20 protein-coding genes are annotated in these 24,050 nt (G+C 63.0%); 9 read left to right on the top strand and 11 right to left on the bottom strand.

Annotated elements, in window-relative coordinates:
• Positions 1–3 precede the first annotated feature (3 nt).
• The gene (locus tag MA09_RS22225) at positions 4–621 is read right to left on the bottom strand and encodes a LysE/ArgO family amino acid transporter (RefSeq protein ID WP_229440821.1); all 618 of its coding nucleotides are present in this window, start codon (positions 619–621) and stop codon (positions 4–6) included.
• A gap of 108 nt (positions 622–729) precedes the next feature.
• Here MA09_RS22225 and MA09_RS22220 point away from each other — a divergent pair, with 108 nt between their 5' ends.
• On the top strand, positions 730–1,617 hold the full coding sequence (locus tag MA09_RS22220; RefSeq protein ID WP_036253766.1) for a LysR family transcriptional regulator ArgP: 888 nt from the start codon (positions 730–732) through the stop codon (positions 1,615–1,617).
• Here the strand turns inward: MA09_RS22220 and MA09_RS22215 are convergent.
• Both MA09_RS22215 and MA09_RS22210 read right to left on the bottom strand, forming a co-directional pair.
• The gene (locus MA09_RS22215; RefSeq protein ID WP_051933702.1) at positions 1,614–2,066 is read right to left on the bottom strand and encodes a hypothetical protein; all 453 of its coding nucleotides are present in this window, start codon (positions 2,064–2,066) and stop codon (positions 1,614–1,616) included. The two genes, MA09_RS22220 and MA09_RS22215, sit on opposite strands and share 4 nt — an antisense overlap.
• Positions 2,067–2,224: 158 nt before the next feature.
• Complete coding sequence (locus MA09_RS22210; RefSeq protein ID WP_036253213.1) at positions 2,225–4,489, bottom strand: PhoX family phosphatase; 2,265 nt, start codon at positions 4,487–4,489, stop codon at positions 2,225–2,227.
• 158 nt (positions 4,490–4,647) lie between these two features.
• Here MA09_RS22210 and MA09_RS22205 point away from each other — a divergent pair, with 158 nt between their 5' ends.
• Complete coding sequence (locus MA09_RS22205) at positions 4,648–7,347, top strand: PAS domain-containing protein (RefSeq protein WP_081897757.1); 2,700 nt, start codon at positions 4,648–4,650, stop codon at positions 7,345–7,347.
• Between the two features lie 6 nt (positions 7,348–7,353).
• Here the strand turns inward: MA09_RS22205 and MA09_RS22200 are convergent, their stop codons facing one another.
• The 3 genes from MA09_RS22200 to MA09_RS25400 form a co-directional block, all read right to left on the bottom strand.
• Positions 7,354–7,671 (bottom strand): YnfA family protein, encoded by a 318-nt coding sequence (locus MA09_RS22200; RefSeq protein ID WP_036253758.1) that lies wholly within the window; start codon positions 7,669–7,671, stop codon positions 7,354–7,356.
• An 84-nt stretch (positions 7,672–7,755) separates the two neighbouring features.
• On the bottom strand, positions 7,756–7,884 hold the full coding sequence (locus tag MA09_RS25405; RefSeq protein WP_229440820.1) for a hypothetical protein: 129 nt from the start codon (positions 7,882–7,884) through the stop codon (positions 7,756–7,758).
• 2 nt (positions 7,885–7,886) lie between these two features.
• Positions 7,887–8,162 (bottom strand): hypothetical protein, encoded by a 276-nt coding sequence (locus tag MA09_RS25400; RefSeq protein ID WP_152594763.1) that lies wholly within the window; start codon positions 8,160–8,162, stop codon positions 7,887–7,889.
• Positions 8,163–8,322: 160 nt separating this feature from the next.
• Here MA09_RS25400 and MA09_RS22190 point away from each other — a divergent pair, with 160 nt between their 5' ends.
• The gene (locus tag MA09_RS22190; protein ID WP_200883112.1) at positions 8,323–8,730 is read left to right on the top strand and encodes a DUF2750 domain-containing protein; all 408 of its coding nucleotides are present in this window, start codon (positions 8,323–8,325) and stop codon (positions 8,728–8,730) included.
• On the opposite strand, the gene tssG is transcribed toward MA09_RS22190, so the two are convergent.
• From tssG to tssE, 3 genes are read right to left on the bottom strand one after another with little or no spacing between them, the layout of a single operon-like run.
• Positions 8,727–9,815 carry a type VI secretion system baseplate subunit TssG gene (tssG, locus tag MA09_RS22185; protein WP_036253211.1) on the bottom strand — a complete coding sequence of 363 codons (1,089 nt, stop codon included), beginning with the start codon at positions 9,813–9,815 and terminating at the stop codon, positions 8,727–8,729. The genes MA09_RS22190 and tssG overlap by 4 nt on opposite strands.
• Positions 9,779–11,620: a type VI secretion system baseplate subunit TssF gene (gene tssF, locus MA09_RS22180; RefSeq protein WP_036253209.1), complete on the bottom strand. Its 1,842-nt coding sequence runs from the start codon at positions 11,618–11,620 to the stop codon at positions 9,779–9,781. Before tssF ends, tssG begins: the two co-directional genes overlap by 37 nt.
• 3 nt (positions 11,621–11,623) lie before the next feature.
• Positions 11,624–12,133, bottom strand: a complete 510-nt coding sequence (gene tssE / locus MA09_RS22175) for a type VI secretion system baseplate subunit TssE (RefSeq protein WP_036253207.1) — start codon at positions 12,131–12,133, stop codon at positions 11,624–11,626.
• A 170-nt stretch (positions 12,134–12,303) separates the two neighbouring features.
• Between tssE and tssK the strand changes: the two genes are divergently transcribed.
• From tssK to MA09_RS22155, 6 genes are read left to right on the top strand one after another with little or no spacing between them, the layout of a single operon-like run.
• Positions 12,304–13,644, top strand: a complete 1,341-nt coding sequence (gene tssK / locus MA09_RS22170; RefSeq protein WP_036253205.1) for a type VI secretion system baseplate subunit TssK — start codon at positions 12,304–12,306, stop codon at positions 13,642–13,644.
• On the top strand, positions 13,641–16,469 hold the full coding sequence (locus tag MA09_RS22165; RefSeq protein WP_036253203.1) for a type VI secretion system Vgr family protein: 2,829 nt from the start codon (positions 13,641–13,643) through the stop codon (positions 16,467–16,469). The genes tssK and MA09_RS22165 overlap by 4 nt, the downstream gene beginning before the upstream one ends.
• Before the next feature lie 37 nt (positions 16,470–16,506).
• A complete protein-coding gene (locus MA09_RS24345; RefSeq protein ID WP_081897755.1) occupies positions 16,507–18,063 on the top strand; it encodes a hypothetical protein in 1,557 nt (518 codons plus the stop codon).
• A 34-nt stretch (positions 18,064–18,097) separates the two neighbouring features.
• Positions 18,098–19,198 carry a hypothetical protein gene (locus tag MA09_RS24730; RefSeq protein ID WP_152594762.1) on the top strand — a complete coding sequence of 367 codons (1,101 nt, stop codon included), beginning with the start codon at positions 18,098–18,100 and terminating at the stop codon, positions 19,196–19,198.
• A 46-nt stretch (positions 19,199–19,244) separates the two neighbouring features.
• Positions 19,245–19,508, top strand: coding sequence for a PAAR domain-containing protein (locus tag MA09_RS22160; protein WP_036253201.1), 264 nt, complete (start codon positions 19,245–19,247; stop codon positions 19,506–19,508).
• Positions 19,509–19,517: 9 nt separating this feature from the next.
• Entirely contained in the window at positions 19,518–20,918 is a 1,401-nt protein-coding gene (locus MA09_RS22155; RefSeq protein ID WP_152594761.1) for a hypothetical protein, read from the top strand.
• Between the two features lie 22 nt (positions 20,919–20,940).
• Here MA09_RS22155 and MA09_RS22150 read toward each other — a convergent pair whose 3' ends face one another.
• The gene (locus MA09_RS22150; RefSeq protein WP_036253199.1) at positions 20,941–22,248 is read right to left on the bottom strand and encodes an AMP-binding protein; all 1,308 of its coding nucleotides are present in this window, start codon (positions 22,246–22,248) and stop codon (positions 20,941–20,943) included.
• 4 nt (positions 22,249–22,252) lie between these two features.
• Entirely contained in the window at positions 22,253–23,344 is a 1,092-nt protein-coding gene (locus MA09_RS22145) for an NAD/NADP-dependent octopine/nopaline dehydrogenase family protein (RefSeq protein WP_036253197.1), read from the bottom strand.
• Positions 23,345–24,050: the final 706 nt, after the last annotated feature.

Below are 24,050 nucleotides of genomic sequence, written 5' to 3'. Positions count from 1 at the left end.
CCTTCATGCTCCGCGTACGAGAAGGTAGGCCAGCACCAGCATCAGCGTGCCGGTAAAGCCCTCGATCGCACGCCATACCGCGGGACGGCCGAGCACGGGCGCGAAGCGCTGGGCGCCGAGGCCGAGCGCCGAGAACCACAGCACCGAAGCCGTCATCGCCCCGAGCGCGAAGGAGAAACGCGCATCGCCGGCCAGGCTGCTGCCGACCGCCCCCAGCACCACCACGGTATCGAGGTAGACATGCGGGTTGAGCAGCGACAGCGCCAGCACGGTGGCCAGGGCGCGGCCCAGGGTCTGGGCCTTGTCCTCTTCGGACAGCGCAAGCGACGCGCCGCCGCGCAGGCTGCTCTTCCAGCAGCGCCAGCCATACCAGACGAGGAAAGCCGCACCGCCATAGCGGGCGACCGCCATCAGGCTGGGCGAGGCTTCCACCAGCGCGCCAAGTCCGGCGATGCCGAGCGCGATCAGCACCACGTCGACCACGATGCAGGTGGCCACCGTCGCCAGCACGTGCTGGCCGCGCACCCCGGTGCGGATCACGTGCGCGTTCTGTGCGCCGATGGCCATGATCAGGCTGGCTCCCAAACCCAGCCCCTGCAAGAAAACCTGTTGCGAAAACACGATACACCTCCACGAAAGCATCGATGGTTGCTTACCACACGGCAAAGTTCAAATATATTCATGATTTCTAAACTTGGTTAAGCAAAACTTCATTTGCATAACATCCTGATGCAGATCGATCCCCGCCGCAGCGCGGCCTTCATTGCCGCGGTCGACACCGGCAGCCTGGAAGGGGCGGCCGTGCAGCTGTCGCTCAGCCCCTCGGCCGTCTCGCAGCGCATTTCGGCGCTGGAGCAGGATTTCGGCACGCCGCTGCTGGTGCGCAGCCGCCCCTGCCGCCCCACCGGGCCGGGCACGCGCCTGCTGCAGTACCTGCGCCGCTCCACCCTGCTGGAATCCGAGTTCCTGGCCGAAATGGGCATGGACGACGGTCCGACCCGGGTCGCGATCGCGGTCAACAACGACACCCTGGCCACCTGGCTGCTGCCGGTGCTGGCGCCGATCCTCGCGGCGGAGGAACTGCTGGTGGAGTTCGTGCTCGACAACCAGGGCCATACCTTCGCCCTCTTGGCGCAGGGCCGCGTGGTGGCCTGCGTGGCCGGCGAAGCGGTGCCGATGCATGGCTGCAGCGTGAGCCCGCTGGGACTGATGCGCTACCGGATGGTGGCCTCGACAGCCTTCGCCCGGCAGTGGTTCGCCGACGGCTTCAACCGCGAGACGGCGCGCCGCGCGCCGGTGGTGGTCTTCGACCGCAAGGACTCGCTGCAGTCGGTCTTCCTGCTGAAGCACTTCGGCCTGCCCGAAGGCGCTTATCCCTTCCACTACGTGCCGGCCAGCGACCCTTTTGTTGCGGCGATCCGGATCGGCATGGGCTACGGCATGCTGCCGACGGAACAGTGCGGCGCCATGCTGGAGGACGGCAGCCTGGTGGACCTGGCGCCCGACCTGCACGTGGACGTGCCGCTCTACTGGCATGCCTGGCGCATCCAGCCGCCGCGGCTCGAGCGCATGGGCGCGGCGCTGGTCAAGGCCGCGCGCGAGGTGCTGCTGACCTAGGACGCATGCACCAGCTTCAGGCCCGGCCTGTTGCTGCGCTGGGCCGTGCGCGAGGGTGCGACCGGCCACCACTGCGCCACGCCCCACAGCAGTTCCGGCACCAGGAACAGCCAGACCAGCGGCAGTCCGCCCTGCACCAGCGCCCACAGCATCCAGGTCGCGAACAGGAAGCGCCCGGCGCCGTCGTAGCGTCCGAGCGCCAGGCTCGGTTCCAGCAGGCGCCGCACGGACCACAGCAGGACCAGGCTGCCCATCAGGCAGGTGATCAGGACGTGAATCCCGGCAAAGGGCGGCAGCATGCTGCCGCCCAACCACAGGTTGAGCGCGTTGAGCTGCGGGTAAAGCAGCAGGAAGCTCCACGGCGTGGCGAAGGGCGCGACAACGAGGATGTCGAACAGGGCGCTCGCGCGCGTGATGCGCAGATAGGTGGACAGCGTGACGGTCGGCATGGCGTGCTCCTGCGGCGTTGAATGGCGCATCCACGATGCTGGCATGCCTCGCGTCAACACTCCTTGCGGTGGACGAAAAAAGGGCTGGACGCCTGCACGTCCAGCCCAAAGGATGGGAGTTTGCTACAGCCGGCGCCAGGGCGCCGGTTCAGGTAGGGTCAGGTACCGATCCGGCCACCGTCGTTCTTGGTGATCACGATGGTCGCCGAGCGCGGGCGCTTGCCGGCGCCGTAGCCGGCGTTTGACGGCCACTGGCTGGTGTACTTGGCCGGGTCGGCGATATTGCCGGCAGCGGTGTTCTCACCCGGGTGCTGGATGTTCACGAACAGTGCCTTGCCGTCCGGAGTCTCGGCGATGCCCGTGATCTCCGAACCGACCGGACCGACCAGGAAGCGCTTGAGCGTATCCGTGGTGGCGGTCTGGCCGACGTAGGTGTCCACACTCAGGGTCGTGCCGTTGGCGCGCGGGTAGTTCAGGGTGACCTTCTTGCCGTCGCCCACCTTGCCCGGCACGCCGGCCAGCATCATGCAGTTGGTGACGTCGGTGTAGGCCCCGTCGTCGGTCTGGATCCAGCAGATGCCGGTGGAGGTGCTGAAGGCCAGGCCGTCCGGGCTCGAGAAGTCCTGGTCGGCGGTGAGGCCGGACAGGTTCACGGTGGCGGCGGCTGCGCCGGCTTCGGCGCCGAACAGGTAGACGTCCCAGTTGAAGCTGGTGGAAGTCGAACCGGCAGTGCCTTCCTTGACGCGGATGATGTGGCCGTTCGGGTTGCCCTGCTGCGCAGTCGTGCCCTTCATGTCGGTGTAGACGCGCGGGTTGGCGGCGTCCGGCGCGGCCTGGCTCGAACCGCTCGGCTCGACGCGGCGGTTGCTGTTGTTGGTCAGCGTGAAGTAGATCTCGCCGGTACCCGGGTGCACCGAGCACCATTCCGGGCGGTCCATCTTGGTCGCGCCCACGGCATCACCTGCCAAGCGAGCGTTGACCAGCACGTCGGCCTGGTCGGCGAACTTGTAGGCGGCATAGGAAGCGATGGCCGGGTTGGAGATCGACAGCTCGATCCACTGGCCGGTGCCGTCGGCGGCGAACTTGGCCACGTACAGCTTGCCGCTGTCGAGGTACTTGTCGCCGGTGGCGATGCGGTCGGCAGCCGTTGCGTCGGCGGCGGCCCAGACAGCGGTCGAGACGAACTTGAAGATGTATTCGTTGCGCGAATCGTCGCCCATGTACACGGCCAGCGGCTGGCCCGCGACCGGCTTGCCGAACACGGCGCTCTCGTGGGCGAAGCGGCCCAGCGCGGTGCGTTTCTTGATCGCCTTGGCCTTGTCGTAGGCATCCATCTCGACGATGTAGCCCATGCCGTTCATTTCGTTGCGGTAATCGTCGCTACCGTCGATCGAGGCGCCTTTTTTGCTGATGTCCCAACGCTGGTATTTGTCGTCCGTACCGCCGGTTTCCCAGCCGTGGCGCGAAGCGGCGCCCTGGTTGCGGCCATAGCGGTTGAGCGAGACCACGCTCCTGTCGCCGCGTGCGGCGTCGTCCGTGGCCGCGCGGGTGAAGTAGCCAGCCCAGTTCTCTTCGCCCGACAGGTAGGTGTTCCACGGGGTCTTGCCGGTGCCGCAGTTGTTCAGGGTGCCGCGGATCTTCGTGCCATTGGTCGAGTACTTGGTGACCACCAGCGCGTTGCCGCGCACCGGGCCCGAGATCTCGACCTCGGTCTGCTGGTGCACGCGGCGGTTGAACGAGGAATCCTTCAGGTATTCCCACTTGGCGCCATTGCGGCGCACTTCGACCACCGACAGGCCATGCAGCGCCATTTCCTTGTCCACTTCCGCAGCCGGGCGCGGCAAGGTCATGGTGCCGCCGTTTGCATGCACGAAGAACGAAGACAGTTTTTCGTCGGTGGTGGCTTCGTGGTTCATCGCCAGCAGGCCGCGGTCGTTCGCGCTGGTCGACGCGGTGCCGGTGCTGGACAGCGGGAAGAACTCCATGCCGTCGTGGTGGTCGCCGGCGCGGTTCTCGAAGTCGCCGTCGGTGCCGTCGTTCTTGTACGCGGCGGTATTCGCGGTGAGCGGATCGCCCAGCGCGTACAGGACGCTGGCGGTGTAGCCGGCCGGGACGACGACGGTGTCGGCCAGGCTCTTGGACACGGCGCTGAAGCCGAGCAGCTTTTCCGGCGGCGGCGGCGGCGGCGTGGTGCCGACAGGTGGAGTCGGTGCGGTGACGGTGTCGTTGTCCGAACCGCCGCAACCGCTCAGGCCGATGGCACCCAGCAGGGCGGAAGCAGCCGTCGCGGCGCCGCCGCGCAGCAGGCTGCGGCGGCTCAGGCGGGCTTCGAGGACGGTGCTGAAATGTTCGTTCGACGAAACGTTCGTATCGATGTCGTCATGGTCGACAGGGATGCGGGCGAGGTCGGTCGGCTTGTTCACGGGTAATCCTGTTGGTAGTTAGGAAAAGTTCGTGCATGGTAGGCAGCGAAAATGACTTCCTCGTGACCATTTCATAACAATTCTGTGACATTCATAAACCGGCGACGGACGGTTAGGTATGCAGATATACTGCCGGGACCCAACAAGGAACCCACCTCATGCAGGACAGCAGCGACGCCTTGCAAGCGCTCGACCCGGCCTCGCTAGGCCACCAGCTCTTCGAAGCCAGTCCCGACTGCGTCAAACTGCTCGACGGGGAAGGCCATATCGTCGCGATGAATGGCAATGGCCTGCGCGCCATGGAACTCGGCAGTATCGAGGCCGTGCGCGGCCAGTCCTGGGCTGCGCTGTGGCCGGAGTCGCAGCGCGCCGAGGTCGAGCATGCAATGACGGCGGCGCGTACCAGCGGCCTCGGCCGCTTGCGCGGACCCTGCCCGACGGCCGGCGGCGCCGTCAAATGGTGGGAGGTCACCATCAGCCACGTCGGCGAAGCTGGCCTGCTGGTGACCTCGCGCGACATCACCGACCAGGTGCGCGCCGAGGCCGAGCGCGAAGACCTGCTGGCCCAGCTGAGCAGCGCCAGCCAACGCATGGAAGACGTGTTCCGGCAGGCGCCGGCCTTCATGTGCGTATTTACCGGCCCGGAGCACGTGTTCGAGCTGGAAAACGAACGCTACCTGCAGCTGGTCGGCGGCCGCTCCAGCATCGGCGTGCCGTTGCGCGAGGCGCTGCCCGAAATCGCTAACCAGGGTTTCATCGAGCTGCTGGACGGGGTATACCGGACCGGCGAGCCGGTATTCGGCACCGACGTGCCGGTGATGCTGCAGCGCCGCCCCAATGCGCCGCTGGAACGACGCTTCGTCGATTATGTCTATATGCCCATGCGCGACCCGGCCGGCCAGGTGACGGGCATCCTGGTGCACGGCATCGACGTCACCGACCGCAAGCTCGCCGAGATCGAGCTGTACGAGAGCCGCGAACGCTTCCAGAAGATCGTCAGCCAGGCCGCCACCGGCGTGGTGCAGATGGACCCCGAGGGCCGCATCACCCTGGTCAACCAGAAGTACTGCGACCTGGTACAGCGTACGGAAGCAGAACTGCTGGGCGCGAGCGTGCTCGACGTCACCGCCCCGGATTCGCTACCGGTGACGCAAGAAGCGGTGCAGCGCCTGGCGGCCGGCGAGGCGGGTGTGGTCATCGAGAAGGAATACCTGCGCTGCGACGGCAGCTGCATACCTGCCACCAGCAGCGTCAATGCGCTGCGCGGTCCGAACGGCGAGTTCCAGGGACTGGTGGCGATCGTGGTCGACACCACCGAAAGCAGGCGCGCCGCCGAGAAGCTGCGTGCCAGCGAGGAGCGCTACCGCACCCTGTTCGAATCGGTCGACCAGGGCTTCTGCATCCTGGAAATGATCTTCGACGAGCAGGAGCGGCCGGTGGATTACCGCTTCCTCGAGATGAACCCGATGTTCGAGGTCCATACCGGCCTGCGCGACGCGGTAGGCAAGACCGCGAAGGAGCTGATCCCGACCCTCGACGATTTCTGGTTCGAGACCTACGGCCGGGTCGCCACCACCGGCGAGCCGGTGCGCTTCGAGAACCCGGCCCCGGCCATGGAACGCTGGTTCGACGTCTACGCCACCCGCCTCGGCGGACCGGACAGCAGGCGGGTGGCGCTGCTGTTCAGCGACATCACGGCGCGCAAGCAGTCCGAGGAAACCCTGCGCAAGCTGGCCACCGACCTGGAAGAGGCCGACCGCCGCAAGACCGAGTTCCTGGCCACGCTGGCGCACGAGCTGCGCAACCCGCTGGCGCCGATCCGCAGCGGCCTGTCCGTCATGCGCCTGAACAGCGACAATCCTGCCTCGGTGGCGCGGGTGCGCGAGATGATGGAACGCCAGGTCAGCCACATGGTGCACCTGATCGACGACCTGCTCGACATCGCCCGCATCAGCGGTGGCAAGCTGGAACTCAAGAAGGAACGCGCCGATCTGCGCAGCGTGCTGTCGAGTGCCGTCGAGACCAGCCTGCCGCTGATCGAGACCGGCCACCACGAGCTCTCGGTGGACGTGCCGGAGCACGGGGTGCCGGCCGAGGTGGACGTGACCCGCATCGCCCAGGTGGTGGCCAACCTGCTCAACAACGCCGCCAAGTACACCCCCAGCGGCGGGCGCATCGGCCTGTCGCTGCGGGTCGAAGGACAGGAGGCGGTGGTCGCCGTCTCGGACAACGGAATCGGCATCCCGCCGGACGCCCTGACCTCGGTATTCGACATGTTCAGCCAGGTCGGCCAACACCTGGCGCGCTCGCAGGGCGGGCTGGGGATCGGCCTGTCGCTGGTGCGCCGGCTGGTGGACATGCATGGCGGCAGCGTCTCGGCAGCGAGCGGCGGGCCGCAGACCGGCAGCACCTTCACCGTGCGCCTGCCGCTGGCGAGCGGCGTGCAGGACACCCTCCTGCACGCCGCCCCGGATGCCTCGGATGGCGCCCTGGGCGGCATCCGGATCCTGGTCGTGGACGACAACGTCGACGCAGCGACGACGCTGTCGATGATCCTGGAAGCCTGCGGCTACCTGACGCAGGTGGCGCACGACGGCATGGCGGCCCTGGCGGCTGCGGACGCGTTCCGGCCGCAGCTGGCTTTCCTCGACATCGGCATGCCGGGCATGGACGGTTACGACACCGCGCGCGCGATGCGCAAGCTGGAAGGCCTCGAAGACATGACGCTGGTCGCCCTGACCGGCTGGGGCGCGGAAAGCGACCGCCAGAAGTCGAGCGAGGCCGGCTTCGACCGGCACCTGACCAAGCCGGTGCAGCTGGATGTGGTGCAGGACCTGCTGGCGAAGCTCGGGACTTGAGAGCGTTCAGGCCTGGCGATGCCCCAGGGCGATGCAAGCCGCACCCGCCAGCGCCAGCGCCACACCCAGATAGTCGCTCCATACCGGCCTGATGCCGTCCACGACCCACAGCCAGGCCAGCGCGGTGGCGATGTAGACCGCCCCGTAGCTGGCGTAGACGCGGCCGCTGGCGGCCGGGTGCAGGGTCAGGAGCCAGACGAAGACGATCAGGCTGAGCGCCGCCGGCAGCAGCAGCCAGGCCGAACCCTTCCCGGTCAGCCATAACAGCGGCAGATAGCAGCCGAGCAGCTCGGCGATGGCGGTGACGAAAAACAGGCCGGCCATGCGGCCGAAGGACAGGAGGTCGAGGGACATCGAAGGGAAGGCACGTGTGGACAAGCCGCCATCTTATCCCCAACCCGGCCTTGGCTACTCCCGGGCGGCCTGGGCTTCGAACCACTGGCGGCTGGCCGCATCCGCCGGGAAGAAGAATTCCAGCCGCAACTCGTGGACGGTGACGTCGTGCGGCGTGCCCAGCGTGGTGATGGTGGTGAACAAATTCAGCGGGACCTCGTCCTTGCGCAGCCGGACCGGCAGGAAGGGCAGGGCGCTGCGGTCGAGGTTGGGCTGGCCGCCTGCGCCATGCCGGGCAGGGCCATCCGCTCGTCCAGCAGTGCAGTGGCTTCGCTGCCTTCGTGGCCGCTGCCCTGCATCATCGGGCCGACATAGCGCGCGTTGGCGGTGAACAGCTGGCGGACCTGGGCGCGGCGCGCGGCGGCATCGGCTTCGTTCCAGGCAGCCAGGTACTGGCGGGCAATCGTGCTAGCGTTGTTCATGGTCATCTCCTGTGGTGTTTATCGTATCGACAGGAAGCATTTTCCGCAGGTGGATGGGGGCTGGCGATTACCGGGCAGGTAATGGCGGTCCGTGCCTGCGCCACCGATTCGCGATCCGGCGTATCCTCTTCGTGACGGCACATTTCAGTGGTGGATTACCTTGAGCGAGCAGACACTTTCAGCAATCAAACTCGGCGCGCAGCAGCTGGCCGACGTGGTCACCCTGCCCGCCCGGCAGCGCTATGCGCGCTTCATACAGCAGGTGGCGGATACGGGCGAGGTATGGGGACTGTACCGTGACGGCTGGGCGCTGGCCAAGACCGACGAGGGCACCCTGGTGTTCGCCATGTGGCCGGCCAGCGAATTCGCCGACCTGTGCGCGGAATACGAATGGGACGGCTACGAGCCGCAAGCCTTCCCGCTGGACGACCTGATGAGCGATTTGCTGCCCCAGCTGGAAGAAGACGGGGTATTGCCGGGCATTTTTTATACGCCGGGCGACCGCGGCCTGACGCCGACGGCTTACATGCTGCGGGTGGATATGGAGCGCGAGCTGAGCAGGCGCTAACAATCCAGCTCGTAGCGCACGTCGCGCCGGTCTTCGGTCTGCAGTCCCTCGACCAGGTAGGCATCCCAGCCCAGCCGGCCATCAATACCCTCCAGCCGCACGTTGCGCACGTCGGCGGCCAGCAGCACCAGCTCCACCTCGTATTCGAGCGACAGTCCGGTGAACATCGCCAGCATGCTGCGCAGCGCCCGTGCAGCCAGGGCGCCCGGCAGGAACTCGTTGAAACCGGCCCGGTCCAGCGGCCCCACGACCAGACGCAGGCGCAGGTCGCGCTGCCAGACGCGCGCGCCGGCAATGGCGCCGGCGCCGAGCACCGCATTGTCGCTGCCCAGGATGGTCTGCTGGCCCGGCGGCACTTCGTACCAGTAGCCGACGAACTGCTCGACCGCGATGGACTGTCCAAAGTATTCCGACAACACCCGCGCCAATTGCACGCTCGACGCCGGCCGCTGGCGCATCGCCCCCGCAAAGTAGGCAATCGACTCGTCGAGCACCGCCCCATCCTCGCTGCCGGCCAGGCGCTGCCGCAGCGCGCCGTTGCCCAGGCCGGCCAGGCTCAGGAGCAGGGGCAGGAAGGCATCGTGGCCGTCCAGCTGGTACTGCAGCGCCAGCCGGTACTTGCGCCAGGCTTGGTAGAACAGGGCCAGCGAGCGGTTCGAGAAGGTGTCGAGGAAGGCGCGTGCGCCTTCGGCCTCTAGCTCCCCCTTTTCCAGCGACTGGTGCTCGACGATGCGCTCCGTGTAGTGCAGCGGCAGCACACCCTGGCCGCCAAGCAGGCCCATGAAGGAGGGCGTCAGGCGCACATACTTGAGCGCCCCCTCGTGCAACGCGGCGGCCAGCGCCGCCGGCTTCGAATCGATGTTGCGCGGCTCGGCCTGGATCGCTTCCAGCTGGCTGGCCGGGAAGCCGAGCGACACCGAATTCTGGAAGCGCAGGAATTGCGCCACCAGGTCGCGCGACGGCTTGCCGCGGCGGCGCAGCCACAGTTCGAGCATGCGCACCGCCTGGACGTACTCGAAGCGGTAGGGCTCGCGGAACAGGCGGTCGATTACAGCAGGCTCAAATCGCCGCTGCGTGGCTGGCATGTCAATATCTCTTCTCCGGTTTTGCTCGATGCGATCACCAGCTGGGTGAAGCTGTTCGCATGCACGTACAGCGCCAGGAAGCGCTCGACGACCTGGGCAAAGGCATGGATGCCGCTGCCGACAAAGGCTTCCTCGTCGATGCTCAGCCGCACTTCGACGCCGCGCACCAGGCAGGTAAAGGGATTCCCCGCCAGCCAGGCGGTGGTGGGGCGCTGGGTGATCGCCTTGATGCCGCCGATCTGGCGCTGCGAGGATGGCGAGCGTGGCAGGTCGTACAGGGCCAGCATCTCGCGGAAGGCATCGACGCCACCGTCTGCCAGCGACAGGTGGTTCAGCGCCAGGTGCGAGATCAGGCGCCAGTGCGCGCCGCGTCCGCTGGCGAAGCGGTACGAACTGGTGGGCTTGCGCAGGAAGGCGATCGCACGCACGCTCGATCCGCCTTCGAGGAACAGGTCGCCACCCTGCTGGCCGTAGCTCAAGCCAGCCGGCAGGTCGCGGTTGGTGCAGGTGAGCTCGATGTTCAGGGTGTCGGTTTCCACCTCGCCCGGGTCGAAGTCGATGTCGACGATCGATACCTGGGTCTCGAAACCCGGGCTCTTGTCCGCCAGGGATTCGTCACGGCGCACGGCGTAGTAGTGGCCGGCGTCATCCGGCGTCTGCGCGTGCTTGAGCGCATAGAAGGGACGGAACTGCACCAGCGTCTCGCCCTGCGGGGTCTGGCGGATAAGGGTCAGCGATTCGATGGCGTAGACCTCGTAGGCGAAAGCGCGCCGTGCGTCGGCCAGCACCGGATAGCTGGCGCTGGTGTGCGTCACGCGGATCGGTTCGCCGCGCTGGCGGAACAAGTTGATCACGGGCGTACAGCCCAGCAGCACATTGTTGGTCGACAGGGTGCCGAGCATGCGCGCCAGGTTCGAATCGGAGCGCACACCGGACAAGGCCAGGTGCAGGGTCAGGGTGCGCGCGCCAGCGGGCGCATGGGCAGCCAGTGCCTGCAAGTCGATGTCGAAGAAGTTGAACTTCTCGGGGAAGCAGAAGTATTCGGTCAGCAGGCGGTAGGCGCCATGCGAGCGTGCCGGGAAGTCGATCAGGGATTCTTCTTCGTCGAAGCCGGCGGGCTGCACCGGGATGGCGGGCAGCGCGGTCCAGCGGCCGCTGTTGTCGGCTTCCACATAGGCCGCGACGCCGCGCATGAAGAGCGCGTCGCGCAGGGCGGCGCAGAACGACGGTTCGCCGTCGATGAAGACGCGCAGCCTGGGCAGCGCGAGCTGGGCGATCGCCCCCTGCTCGGCGGTGCAGGAGACGGTGAGGCTGATGCTGGAGGACGCGTTTCCCGGCAGGCGCACGGCTTCGGGGGCGTCGATGATGGCCGAGAAGGCTGCGCGGGTCAGCGCCAGCGGCACCACCATGACCGGGTAGACCGTGCGGAAGGTGCAGGCCGCGCCGCGCACCGGGCGCGTGTTCAGCTGGGTGCCGCGTGCGATCACGCTGGTCCCTGGCTGCTTGGCGGTGCCGCCGAAGTCCATGCGCGCGATCGAGCACGAGGGGAAGGGGCGCAGGTAATGCGGATACAGCACCTCGAACAGCGCTTCGGTGAACTCCGGATAGTCATCGTCGAGGCGCTTGGCGATGCGGGCGTTGAGCAGCGCGAAGGATTCGATCATGCGCTCGGTATGCGGGTCTTCGCAGACCTCGCCGCTGATCAGGAGGCGCCCGGCGATGCGCGGATAGCGTTCGGCGAACTCGCGCAGGTCGCGGCGCAGGTAGCCAAGCTCGCTTTCGTAATAGGGCAACATCTGGTCCATTTTTTACCCTCCCAGCGGCGCGCCGCGCACTTTGCCCGGTATCTTGCCGGCCTTGCTGATGCTGTACTGCAAGGTCGACGGCGTCAGCACGGCGTCGAAGTTGACCGGTTCCTGCGACACGCTCGCCACCAGCACGGCCGTGATCGAGAAATTCAGCCGGTTCACCGACTCGCCCTGCAGGTCGAGGCTGGCGCGCACGTTGCGCAGGCGCGGTTCGTGGCTGGCGATGGTGTTTTCGATGCTGGCGCAGATGGTCGCGCGGTCGGTGGGGCTCGAGAGGCAGCGGTCGGCGAAGTCACCCAGGCCATAGGTGACCATCGAGCGGCTGCATTCGGGATAAGCCTTGAGCGAGCCTTCCGGGATGGTGGAGCGCGTGTTGAGCAGGGACTCGAGGTCGCGCGCCACGGTGTCCTTCAGTTCTTCGATCGTCAGCCGCTGCGCGGCATGTTTGCCCGGTCCGCGGTTCGGCCCACCGAGCAGGCGGTCGAACAAGCCTGGCGTGTATCCCTTCATCAGCTTCCCCTCTCTGCCTTGCCTGTGGACGGCGAAAAACGAAATTCGATGTTGCCATGTCGGGCAGCGCCAACGTTTGATCAACTTCACATGGGCAACTCTTTCCAGTTGTTATGGTTTCGCGGGTAGGTTCCGCCAAATCAAACCACACATTGAGGGAAGGCAGAGACATGACCAGCAAAGTTCTCTGGGGCGAAGGCCTGTTATTGCGTCCACAGCACTTCCAGCGCCAGGACCACTACCACGAGCAATGCCTCCATAAAAGCATCAAGGCCGTGCATCCCTATGCCTGGGGTGTCGAGGCGCTGCAGTTCGACCGCGAGGCCTTGGCCAACAGCGTGCTGCGGCTGCTGGCCCTGTCGGTGCGCTTCCAGGATGGGGAACTGGTCGACGCACCGGACATCGACGCGCTGCCCGAGACGGTGGACCTGAGCCTGCTGCCGCCATCGACGCAAGCCATCACCTATTACATCGCCCTGCCCGGCATGAAGCCCTTCAACGGCAACTTCACCCCGCCCGGGCAGGCCAGTAACACGGCGCGCTTCGTGCAGGCGAACCAGGAAACGCCCGACCTGTACACCCAGGCCGCGCCGGTGCAGCTGGCCTACCTGAAGAAGGCGGTGCGGCTGGTGTCGGAGGCCGAACCGCGCGACTCCTACATCCACTTCCCCCTGCTGCGGCTGCGGCGCGCGGCCACTGGCGGCTTCGAGATGGACGAGAGCTTCGTGCCGCCGACGCTGTCGATCGGGGCCGCGCCGGTGCTGTTCCAGCAGCTGCGCCGCCTGTTGGATGCGCTGCAGGCCAAGACCGCCGCGCTGTACGGCCACCAGCGCGAGCCGAGCCGCAACGTGGTGGAGTTCCGCTCCGGCGACATGTCCTCGTTCTGGCTGCTGCACACGGCCAGTTCCGCCTATGCGACCCTGACCCACCACTTCAACCATCCGGCCCTGCATCCGGAGCGCCTGTACGAGCAGCTGCTCGACCTGGCGGGCGGCCTGATGACCTTCTCCAAGAGCTGGACGCTGGGTGACCTGCCGGCCTACCAGCACAACGACCCGGGTCCCTCTTTCTCCAAGTTGCACGCCATCATCCGCGAGCTGCTCGACACGGTGATCTCCTCGAAATACTTCGCGATCGCGCTCAGCGAAGTGCGTCCGTCCTACCACATCGGCGCACTCGACTCGGGCAAGATCGACGAGCGGAGCACCTTCTACATCGCGGTATCGGCCGCCATTCCCGCGGTGGAGCTGGTGGACGTGGTGCCGCTGCGCTTCAAGGTGGGCGCACCCGACGACGTCGAGAAGTTCGTGCTGTCGGCGCTGCCGGGCGTGCGGCTGCAGTACGCGCCGCAACTGCCGGCAGCAGTGCCGGTGCGACCCGAGACCTGCTACTTCGTGCTGGAAGCGAAAGGGGCGATGTACGAACGCATGCTCAAGGCGCAATCGATCTCGATCTACGTCCCGGCCGGCATGAAGGAACTGCGGCTGGAGCTGCTGGCCGTCGCCGCATGAAGGCGGCGCCGGATTTTCCCACCGCTCTTGGTGTGTTTGGCACGGGCTTGAGTCAGCATGCCCGGCTCATCACCCTGGCGAGCAGCCAGGACAGCTGCCTGCCCCAATCGCTGGTGGCGGAAGCGTTCAGCGGGGTTGAAGCAGTCAATGAACTGTTCGCGTTCGACGTGGATGCGCTCAGCACCTCGACCGATCTCGATCTGGCGCTGTTCATCGGCGAGGAACTGACCATCGGGCTGCTGCAGCCGGACGGTTCGCGGCGCATGTGGCACGGGCTGTGTACCGCCGCCTCCTGGCTGGGGGCAGACGGCGGCGTGGCGCGCTACCGCCTGCGGCTCGAACCGGCGCTGTCGATGCTGGCGCTGCGGCGCGACAGCTACATCTTCCAGGACAAGAACGTCCGCGACATCGTCTGTGAATTACTCGCGGATTATCCACAGGTGCGCTTTGATTTCGACATCACGCAGGAGCTGCTGCCGCGCGCGGTCTGCACCCAGTACCGCGAGAGCGACCTGGATTTCTTTGCGCGGCTGTTGGCCTCGGAAGGGTTGAACTGGCGCTTCGAGCATGACCAGGCCGAAGATACCGACGACGGCGCGCGTGGCCAGGCGAAGCACCGGCTGATCGTGTTCGACAGCCGCGCACGGGCACCGGCGATGCCGGGCGGTGACGTGCTGCGCTTCCACGGCGTGCGCGCCACCGAGCAGGATGATGCGATCGACGGCTTTCGGGCATGCCGCACTGTGCAAGCGAATGGCGTCGCGATCAGCAGCTGGGATCCGGCGCAGCTGCTGGCGCCCGCGTATGAACATGTCTCGCATCTCGATGCGGGAGAACTGCCACCGCTGCAGCTCTATGACGGCAGCGGCGAGCGCATTGCCACCGAGCGCGGCGCGGCCGATGTGCACAGTGAGCTGATGCTGCAGGCGCTGGAGCTGGGGAACACGGTATTCGAGGGGACCGGGGCGGTGCGCAGGCTGGCAGCCGGCCATGCCTTCACCTTGGGCCAGCACGACCGTTATCCCGACGGCGAGAATGCCTTCAAGGTGTTGTCGGTGCGGCACGAGGGGCGCAACAATTTCCGGACCGGGGTGGCGGGCGCCGTCTCGGCCGGTGTCGAGCATGGTACGTATCGCAATGCGTTTTCCTGCGTGCGCGAGGTGGTGCCGCTTGTACCGCGCCTGACGGCCGCACCGCATCGGACCACGGCGCCCGGGCCGCAGTGTGCGCTGGTTGTCGGACTGGCGGATGCGGTCTCGACCACCAACCGCGATCACCAGGTGCGGGTGCATTTCGCATGGCAGCGCGGCGCGCGTCCGAACGCGGGCGGGACGGCGCACAACACGGACGACAAGGGCTGTGCGCCGGGTAATGAGACATCCGGGACGTGGGTGCGCGTCGCCGAGGCGCTGGCCGGGCCGAACTGGGGGACAGTGTTCACACCGCGCATCGGAACCGAGGTGCTGGTCGACTTCATCGAAGGTGACATCGACCGGCCGGTGATCGTGGCGCAGCTGTACAACGGATTGGATTTGCCGCCGTTCTCTGCGGGTGTCGATTCCGGCGCCAACCATGCGGGGGTGCTGTCGGGGATCCACACGCGCAACTTCGACGGGAGCGGCTACAACCAGTGGCAGATCGACGATACGACCGGGCAGCTGCGCATGCGGCTGGCCACCAGTGTCGGTGCTAGTCAACTCAATCTGGGTTACCTGATCCATCAAGAGCCTGGCACCTCACAACGTGGTGCTTATCGCGGCAGTGGATTCGAGTTGCGCACCGATGCCTGGGCGGTGATTCGCGGTGGAGAAGGTGTGTTGTTGTCCACACGCGCACGGCCTGCTTTGGGAGCCAGCGTCACCTCGACGCAGATGGATGTGGCGGAGGCGGTGGCGCAGTTCAAGAGTGCGCAGGAGCTCTCCAGCAAGCTGGGAGATGCTGCTGCGGCCCAGCAGGCGCTGTTCAGCAAGGATGCGCTTAAAGCGCAAGAGGAGTTCATCGAGCAGATCGATCCTGAAGCGAAGGGCAGGTATGAGGGGCCGGTGAATGGACAGCCGGCATTCAAGGCCAAGCCGGGGTCGCGCGAGCTCGATACCTCGCAGCCTGTGGAAAAGTTCGGGTCACCCATCGTGCTGATGGATTCGGCGGCCAGCATCAACTGGGCGACACCGGCATCGACCGTGCTGTACGCGGGGAAGCATTTGCACTGGACGACGCAGTCGGATTTGCACATGACGGCGGGGCATACGTATTCGTCGGTGTCGGGTGGGGCGACCAGCTTGTTTACGCATTCGGGTGGGATTCAGGCGATCGCGGCGAATGGGCCGGTGTCGCTGCAGGCGCATACCGATGGGCTGGAGATGTTGGCGGACAAGGAGATTACCGTGATCTCGGTGAATGACTGCATCGAGATCAAGGCGAAGGAAAAGATCGTGCTGCAGGCGGGGGAGTCGTCGATCACGCTGGAGGGTGGGGATATTACGTTTGCTTGTCCGGGGACGTTTTCGGTGAAGGGGGGACAGCACGTCTTTGATAAGGGCGGTCGCCAGACTGCCAATCTACAGAACCTGCCGAGTGAACTGGGCAAGGAAGAGCCGAACTGGATTTCACTGAACTACTTGGACGCTGAGGTTGGCGAGGGTATCCCTGATGTGGAGTACGAAATCCATTTCGATAAGGGGCCCGTCCTGACGGGGACACTGGACGCGAACGGGAAAGCACGTCATGAGAACGTCGACAACAAGCCAGTGAAAAAGGTGGTGTACAAACCGCGCAAGCCGAAAGACGAAAAACCACATGACCCATTGCAAAAGTTACTTGGCTAAGCGCCACATCTGCACACTGTCTTCGTTGGAGTAATCCATGCCCGACATTAATACGACACAGATACGTGACGCCCTTGCTTGGACCACGAACGGGCAACGTCCCGAGAAAGAGGTAAGTTCCAATCCATGGGAATGGTTTTGGCAAGCGGTTCAAGGAGACTTCAATGAGAACCGCTCTACTGGGCAGATCGTCGCCGACGCGGCGATATCGATGATTCCTTTGGTAGACCAGATCTGTGACGTGCGCGACCTGATTGCCAATTGCAAGAAGCTCAAGGAAGACACGTCTGACACTTGGGCTTGGGTAGCGCTTGCTTTGACGCTGATCGGGTTGGTTCCCTTTCTCGGTTCGTTCGTAAAAGGTGTCTTGAAGATCTTCTTCGCCTTTATTCGGCGCGCCGGCGGAAATGCCATTACAAGTGCCGTGGACAAAGCTGTTACATGGGTTGTAGTGCTGCTCCGTCGACGAGTTTTTCAAAAGTATTTGCGGGAACACAGAATCGATGATGTCTTTAATTGGCTGGCTAACGAAATCAAGAAAGTCAAATCCAAAACTGGTGCTGCAGAACTTATCAAGGCATTCGATTCAGCGATTGCAACACTGAGACAACTTAGCGACAAGGTTGCTCATGTTCCAGTAGTTGGTCCTAGAGCCTCTCAAGCATTAGAACAAGTGATATGGGTACGCTCTAGAGCGACTGAAGGGATAGCAAAAGTCAATCTTACTATTGACGCCATATTTGACGCGGTCATTCTGCGCTTGCTGGACGAAACGGCACTCAGCAAGAAGGCGATTGTCAATTTGAATAATGTGCATTATCGCGGTGCATTACCGGAAGCGACTGCAGTTACGCTGATGCGAAAGCCGCGTCCATGTCCAAAATGGCTTAACGAAGGTAACAAGCTTCGTTGGTCCGAAGCAAATCCAAGACGCTATGCTGAAGATGTAGCAAAAAAAGTGAAAGACGGCTGGCCCAATTTAACAGAGCAAAATATTAAATCTTTCCATAAATTCACTGCCGATGAAATAAAAGGCCCAGCACGGCTTATCCGCATACTAGCGCCAAACAGTCGAGCAATGAGCGATTGTTGGATCAGTGAAAAGGTCTTCAATGAAATTCAAAATTCTCCCGATCCACGTGCCGCTTGGCGGAAATTTTTGGCTGTCTGGCCGGACTGGAATGTGAACGGCCAATTTGTCGTTTATGACGTCAAACCTGGAGAAACATTAAAAGTATGGAGAGGTCCGGCATCCAGTCAGAAAAAAGATGCGCTACCGGACAGGTATTTGGAAGGTGGCGGAGAACAAATAGTATTTAACGTTGAAAGGAATGATCGGCGCAATGACCTAATGAGGTTCTATAAGAAGAATGATGAAAATATGCTGGACGAGTCGATCAGCCGAGATGAGTTTTATAAATTACCGAAGCCCGAGCAAGAAGAATATTTGGGGATTCGACAGAAAATCATGCACCCAAACATAAGCGGTCCGTTTGAAACGGGGTGGGGATACGCGGATTTTAACGGCAGTGGATTTCCAGACAAAATTGGCTTACCTGCCTTACCTGGGCAAGTGACTTCATTTAAGCCGTAGCTTATTTACTCGAAAGCGAGAGACGAAAGACAATATGACATCGAAAAAAATCTTGACCACATGGCAAAAGAAGCAAGCAGCGTTGCTCTACTTTTTTGCATCCGACGAATATTTGAAAGGCCTTCAGGAGCGCGTTCGTGCACTTCAGACGTTTGTCGACGAAATATTAGACAAGAGCCGTGACGAAGGCAGGGACCGTTTCCTGAAGAGTTCACGGTGGGGCGATCGCGATACAAGTGAGAATTGGTCCAATCACGCCTGGTCTTTTTTGGCCGACTTTGGCCTATCAGTTGCGAGACACATGGCAGATCGTGCTTCAGGAATTTATCATGTAACTGGAGCTTATCAATGCGGTCGCGGAATGGCAGAGTTTTCAATGCAGTGGGCTTTGCCTGAAGAGGAAGAAAAATTTGATGCGATGTTCGCATCCATTACCAAATGTGCTGGAAATATTGACGATACGATGGAAAAGGGCCAGATTGATAGTAGGTGGGATGATTTTAGTCTTGCCTTAGCATGGCAAGAGCACGTTTCAAAATTTCCTCAGTTGCCCAAGTTTAGAATTCGTGACGACATTAGTTGCAAAACAGGTGACATTCCGCCAATAACTGGTGTTTATATATCTTCCGAATATCCTGACGGCGCCCTGCAATTTGCATGGAATGGCAATGAATATGGAGAACTTCTGGAGTGCTCCATCTTTAATGATTTAGGTCGGCGTGCCCTCGCCGACGTCGGCAGATCAAAGCTATGGCTGGATGAGGACGCTATGTTTGAATTCGTTCGAAAAAACGCGAATGATCGGCAATTAAAAGAAGATCCTTTTAACTCCGAAGACTCTACACCAGACCTTGCTCCAAGTCTCGTCGCACGTAATGCATTCACATCCGCGCCTTCAAAGTGGTTTTACGTTGAACGTCTGGAAGGCGAATTTGAAGATATCGATACTGAGATTGACCAGGTGGAACGTAAAGAACGGCGCGTTGAAGCAGGAGAGCACTGCGAGATGAGCGGCTTCTATTTCAGCCCAGCGTCTCCAGGATCACGCCGTTTCTTCGGCCAAGGCGACAACTTCCCCAAACTGGATTCCACCTACGGAAATACGATATGGCAATGGGATGAGAAACAGGTTTAGGTCCTGTTTTCCCAATTCGTGTAGTTTAACGTCCTAAGGAGACATCATGGCAGGTCCACTGATCAAGCTTGGTGACAAAACATCGCATGGGGGAGTTGTGGTCGAAGCTTCCTCACACAGCGATACCGGTGGGGTTGGTATTGCCCGAATGGGCGACAAGACTAGCTGCCCTAAGCACGGATCCAGTCCTATCGTCAGCGGCGACTCGACGCTGATCATCGACGGCAAGCCCGCAGCCCGCCACGGAGACAAGACAGCCTGCGGCGCCACCCTGATCGCCGGCCAGCAGGCAACGATCGACAACGTCTGAGCGACCAACATGACAACAACTACAACAACACCGGCACGCTTGCCTGCCGACTGGTTCAAACTAGGCGCAGTCGTTATCACAACCTTCATCGTCTGCTGGGCAATCATGCTGTGGTATTGGCACCAGACGGATCAGGACCCTGAAACTGGCGAACTGGCACTGGCCTTGCTCGTTTTTCCCTTGGGCGTACTGTTCGCTTTATGGGGTAGCCAGAAAGCCATCATGGCCCGTGCCGCGTCCATTCCTGCCAGTACCGCCAAGCCCGCTTCGGCCACCTCGCGAGCTGCTGCAGAAACCAGCACGCCAATGCTGGCAATCGTCGCAACAGCACTGCGCTCCCCACACGGCACATCTGCTGAAGAGCTCGCCAGTGCCATTGCCGATAACGAAGCCCGCGCCGACCTGGACAAGGAGCTTGTCGATGACAACGGTTTCCCGGTCATGACGGCACGCAGCGATGATGCCCATGACGAATCACTGCAGGATGAGATCGCCGACTGGCTGTCCAGCCAAGGATTGCAACTTCATCTCTCCGAAGAACAGTGGCGTGCGCTCATCCTGGCAAGCGGCGTTGCAGCCGAACTCGCCAGCGTCGCCGCCAGCGATCTGCTGCCCTACGAGGACAGTCCACCACTGCTCCAGCTCAGGCTGATGCTGCCGAGTGACTGGGCTATCGACATTCGGCGTGCGGTAACGATGTGGCTCAAGCATACGGTGAGCCAATACGGCTGGCCGGAGGCCAGCATCACCGCCATGAACGTGCCTGAACAGGAACACGCTTCACCTACGACCGTCATCACGCAGCTGATGCCGGCCACATCGTCAGGGAGTGCGCCTGTAGTAGCCCTCGTCATCGCCTGCGCTTCGCTGATCGGCCAGGAAAGTATCGACCGCCTGGCCGCGCAGTCATCCCTGTTCACCTCCTCGCAAGCGCGCGGCCAGATTCCGGGCGAAGGCGCTGCAGGATTGTTGTTGACCGACCTGCAGCTGGCTCAAGCGTGCGGTGCCGAATTTGCATTACTTGGCCCGGTGAGCGAGCGCCGCCGTGATACCTCGGCCGACGACACCCGCCGTGTCGATTCGGCCCTGCTGCTGGAACTGGCCGAGCAGGCAAGCAAGGCGGCTACGATAGAGATTTCCCAGATCGGCATGGTCGTCGCCGACACCGCACACCGTCCCAACCGCGTGCTCGAGCTGATGGGCCTGAGCGCCCCGGCGATCCCGCAAGTCGATGCCTCGGACGACATCATCCGCATCGGTCTCGGCAGTGGAAGCTGTGGCGCGGTGCCCATGATGACGACCCTGGCGCTGGCACGGCACTATGCGCTGGAACGCAACGCGCCCATCCTCTGCATCGGCAACGAGGACCCTTACCTGCGCAGTGTGGCCATGGTGCGTCCCCCGGCGTAAGCCGTGAAGGGAGCACCCGAGTTCAGACATTCAGCGAATTCACCACCAGCTTGCGCTTGCCGTTCGGCGCCAGCGGAATGTCGCTCTCTTCCTGCAGCGAGATATCGAAGAAGCCGCCCCAGCGCTTTTGCTGGGCGTCCAGCACGAAGGCGCGCTGCTCGTCGTTCAGGCTGCCGTGGCGCGGCACCACCGCCAGCGTGATCTCCCCCGCCTTCTTCTGCCGTACCTGGTACAGGCGCACGAAGTCCCAGGTGACTTCATCGATGACGATCGACAGCCCCGGAATGCGCTTGCCCGACCGGTCGACCAGGTATTCGTGGCCGCGGCCATCGATGCACGGGCAGCGGCCGTCGGCATCGATCAGGCCGTAATCATTGGTCCGGTAGCGGATCAGCGGCATGACGTCGTTCCATAGCGAGGTACCGACGATCTCGGGACGGTCGCCATCCATGCGGTTCTCATTCCAGCCATAGAGCGGCTGGAACTGGTAATCCGAGGTGCCGCCGTCGTCCACTTTGAGGAAGGCCAGGTTCGTCCGTTCCGACAAACCGTAGTTCAGCGATACCGGCGCACGGAACAGCCGGCGGATCGACGCAAGCTGCGCCGGCGTCGCCGGTTCGGATGCCAGCAGCACCGCCTTGACCTGCACGTCGAGCTCTTTGGACTCGACCAGCTCGGCCAGCGCCGTCACCGAACTCGGGTAGCCGTGCACGTATTCAGGCCGGAACCGTTTGATCGCTTCGATGATGGCCGCCTTGTGCTGCTCATGCACGTGGTAGGGCGACAGCATCAGGCGGTTGCCGACCACGCGTGCAGGCTCTTCGTGCGCCAGGCGGCGCGCGTCGGCGCCGATGCGCAGGATGCGCGACTTGTCGAAGGAAAAGCCGAGCTTGCCCCATTCATGGGTAAAGAAAGCCTTTTCGATGTCGGCCAGGCGCTTGGTGCGCCACAGGCCGATGCCCTGTCCGGACGAGCCGCCGCTGGTCGCATACATCAGTTTTCGCGGATCGAGCCGGCGGTCGAGGAAGTCGCGCTGCTGCGACATCACTTCTTCCTTCGACAGGAAGGGAAAAGCAGCCAGCACTTCCTGCACGGGTTCGTTCTTCGCCTCTTCGATGCTCAGCTTGACCGTGCGCCCGTAGTGCGGCACATGTTCGAGCGCATGGACGAGGATCTTGCGCAGGCGCTGCTGGGCCAGTTCGGCGATGGCGGCCTTGTCCTTCGACAGCATGTCGAGCACGCTGAAGAAGTCGGGGTGGTACAGCACGCGGCTCGGAATATAGCGGCGCCAGGCGTAGTAGGGTTTGGCGAGCAGGTCGTGGATGCTCATGGGCTCACCCGTTCAATACGCGTTTGAACTCTTCCGGCGACTTGTCGCCCAGCCCCAGCTTTTCCAGGGTCCGTGCTTCGGCGGCGAAGTCGCGGTCCAGCAGGCCGCTGGCGATGACGGTCAGGGCGTCGGCGGTCGGGGTCGGCACGCCCATCAGGCGACCGATCGAGGACAGCAGCGCCAGGCCCATCGGCACGTCTTCGGTGATGAAACGCGTCTGCAGGGTTGCCGGTCCCTTTGGCCCGCCTTCACGCGCGTAGCGGCGGAATACGGAGATCGACGGCTGCGACAGGTCTTCTTCATTGCGGAACTTGCATTCGTCAAAATAGGGCGAGGGCTTGCCGCCGGTGGCGGCGATGACGGCGTTCTTTTCGGCGTCGAGCTTGTACAGCAGGTTCAGCACCGATGGCGTGAAGGCTTCGCGGTACATCCAGAATTCGCCTTCGGAATGCTCGATGCGGCTGGCCGAGAGCAGGGTGCCGATGGTGTGCACGATCAGGTTCGGATTGTGCATCGCGGACTCGACCACGTTGGTACGAGTCGCAACATAGGTCGGGAACAGGCGGGCAGCCCGTTCCAGTCCTTCGGCGGCGCGATCGCGCGGCAGGAAGGCCAGCGCGTTGCGGGTGTTGCGGAACAGGACGTTGACGACGCCCGGTTCGACGATGCGTGCATCGTAGGGCAGGCTTTCGCCTTCCGCGAGCAGGAAGCCTTCCTTCTGCTGGTAGGGCAGGAAGTAGCAGGAACCCATGTAGCCTGGTGCGAGCAGCACCAGCTGGTGCGCTTTCAGGTAAGGACCGATCAGCTCGGCGATCTCGGCATGGCATTGGGTCTGGGTCGTGATGATGATCGCGTCCGGCGTCTCGGCGAACGCTTCCTCGACGTCACGGGTGGCCAGGGCAATCGACGCCGTGCTGGTCTCGCCGCCTTTGGGATTGCTGATGAGCTTGATCGTGCGGGTCTCGCGCACGGTATCGAAATTCTGGTCGTGCAGCGAGTGCGAGGTTTTCAGCAAGGCGACCCGGTGCCCGTCCTGTGCGAGGATCGCGCCGAGCGCGCACCCCGCATTGCCTGCACCTACCATTAACACATTCATGCGTCCTCCATTCGACCGGCCGGACGGCACGACGCGGCGAGCGTCGGTGCCAGGTTCCGCTAGGCGGCGGCCCGGTCATCGGTTCATCAAGGCGGCAACAGGTTATGGAACGTCGCGCAAACGCTTCCCAGGGAGAAGCTACAGTGCCTCTCCGTCACCGCACGAATTGAAAATTATCAAACGAACATCGACTCACGCTGCTCATCGATGAAATTAAGATAAGTTTGTTCAATTGGGAAGTCAACCGAATTCCAGACCGCGTTCCGTTACAAGAAGCGTACAGATCAGGCAGAAAAGAACACATTTTGCCTACTGTTAATAGTATTTGTTACGATTCCGGAAACACAGTCTCGACGCTGCTCTCACTCTACGGACGAGCACGAAACAAGAAACTAACAGTAGAAAAACTGCGAGCGCAAGCCCCCTGACCTGCGGCTTGCCCGCGAGCCTGATACACATATTGTTACAATTTTGCTCATGATTCGCCGGATGTTGTCCTGGTCCAGTGAGTGCAACGACAGGCAGATCTTCGAAACCAACAAGCTGCCTTCGTCGTTCTCACCTTTGGCAGATCAGTACCTGGAATGCTGCCCTGGCAAGGTTTTTCATGCGATAGTGCCCCGTTTTGATAAGCAGGCCTTTGGTCCAGCGCTGATCAGGTATGCATGTCGAAACTGTTTTCTATCTGTGGCGATATCAAAATAAC

Origin of the sequence: Massilia sp. BSC265 (assembly GCF_000740675.1) — a bacterium.
Classification (GTDB): Bacteria; Pseudomonadota; Gammaproteobacteria; order Burkholderiales; family Burkholderiaceae_D; genus Telluria.
Note: the sequence above shows the minus strand (reverse complement) of the source record. Positions and strands in the feature narration are given on the sequence as shown.

What these genes read in the sequence shown, in the direction of transcription:
- MA09_RS22160 (WP_036253201.1), top strand. Translation starts at nt 19,245, where the DNA reads ATGGCAGGTCCACTGATCAAGCTTGGTGACAAAACATCGCATGGGGGA.
- MA09_RS22215 (WP_051933702.1), bottom strand. Translation starts at nt 2,066, where the DNA reads ATGCCGACCGTCACGCTGTCCACCTATCTGCGCATCACGCGCGCGAGC.
- tssF (WP_036253209.1), bottom strand. Translation starts at nt 11,620, where the DNA reads ATGGACCAGATGTTGCCCTATTACGAAAGCGAGCTTGGCTACCTGCGC.
- MA09_RS22145 (WP_036253197.1), bottom strand. Translation starts at nt 23,344, where the DNA reads ATGAATGTGTTAATGGTAGGTGCAGGCAATGCGGGGTGCGCGCTCGGC.
- tssE (WP_036253207.1), bottom strand. Translation starts at nt 12,133, where the DNA reads ATGAAGGGATACACGCCAGGCTTGTTCGACCGCCTGCTCGGTGGGCCG.
- MA09_RS22150 (WP_036253199.1), bottom strand. Translation starts at nt 22,248, where the DNA reads ATGAGCATCCACGACCTGCTCGCCAAACCCTACTACGCCTGGCGCCGC.
- MA09_RS22165 (WP_036253203.1), top strand. Translation starts at nt 13,641, where the DNA reads ATGAAGGCGGCGCCGGATTTTCCCACCGCTCTTGGTGTGTTTGGCACG.
- MA09_RS22205 (WP_081897757.1), top strand. Translation starts at nt 4,648, where the DNA reads ATGCAGGACAGCAGCGACGCCTTGCAAGCGCTCGACCCGGCCTCGCTA.
- MA09_RS25400 (WP_152594763.1), bottom strand. Translation starts at nt 8,162, where the DNA reads ATGAACAACGCTAGCACGATTGCCCGCCAGTACCTGGCTGCCTGGAAC.
- MA09_RS24345 (WP_081897755.1), top strand. Translation starts at nt 16,507, where the DNA reads ATGCCCGACATTAATACGACACAGATACGTGACGCCCTTGCTTGGACC.
- tssK (WP_036253205.1), top strand. Translation starts at nt 12,304, where the DNA reads ATGACCAGCAAAGTTCTCTGGGGCGAAGGCCTGTTATTGCGTCCACAG.
- MA09_RS24730 (WP_152594762.1), top strand. Translation starts at nt 18,098, where the DNA reads ATGACATCGAAAAAAATCTTGACCACATGGCAAAAGAAGCAAGCAGCG.
- tssG (WP_036253211.1), bottom strand. Translation starts at nt 9,815, where the DNA reads ATGCCAGCCACGCAGCGGCGATTTGAGCCTGCTGTAATCGACCGCCTG.
- MA09_RS22155 (WP_152594761.1), top strand. Translation starts at nt 19,518, where the DNA reads ATGACAACAACTACAACAACACCGGCACGCTTGCCTGCCGACTGGTTC.
- MA09_RS22220 (WP_036253766.1), top strand. Translation starts at nt 730, where the DNA reads ATGCAGATCGATCCCCGCCGCAGCGCGGCCTTCATTGCCGCGGTCGAC.
- MA09_RS22200 (WP_036253758.1), bottom strand. Translation starts at nt 7,671, where the DNA reads ATGGCCGGCCTGTTTTTCGTCACCGCCATCGCCGAGCTGCTCGGCTGC.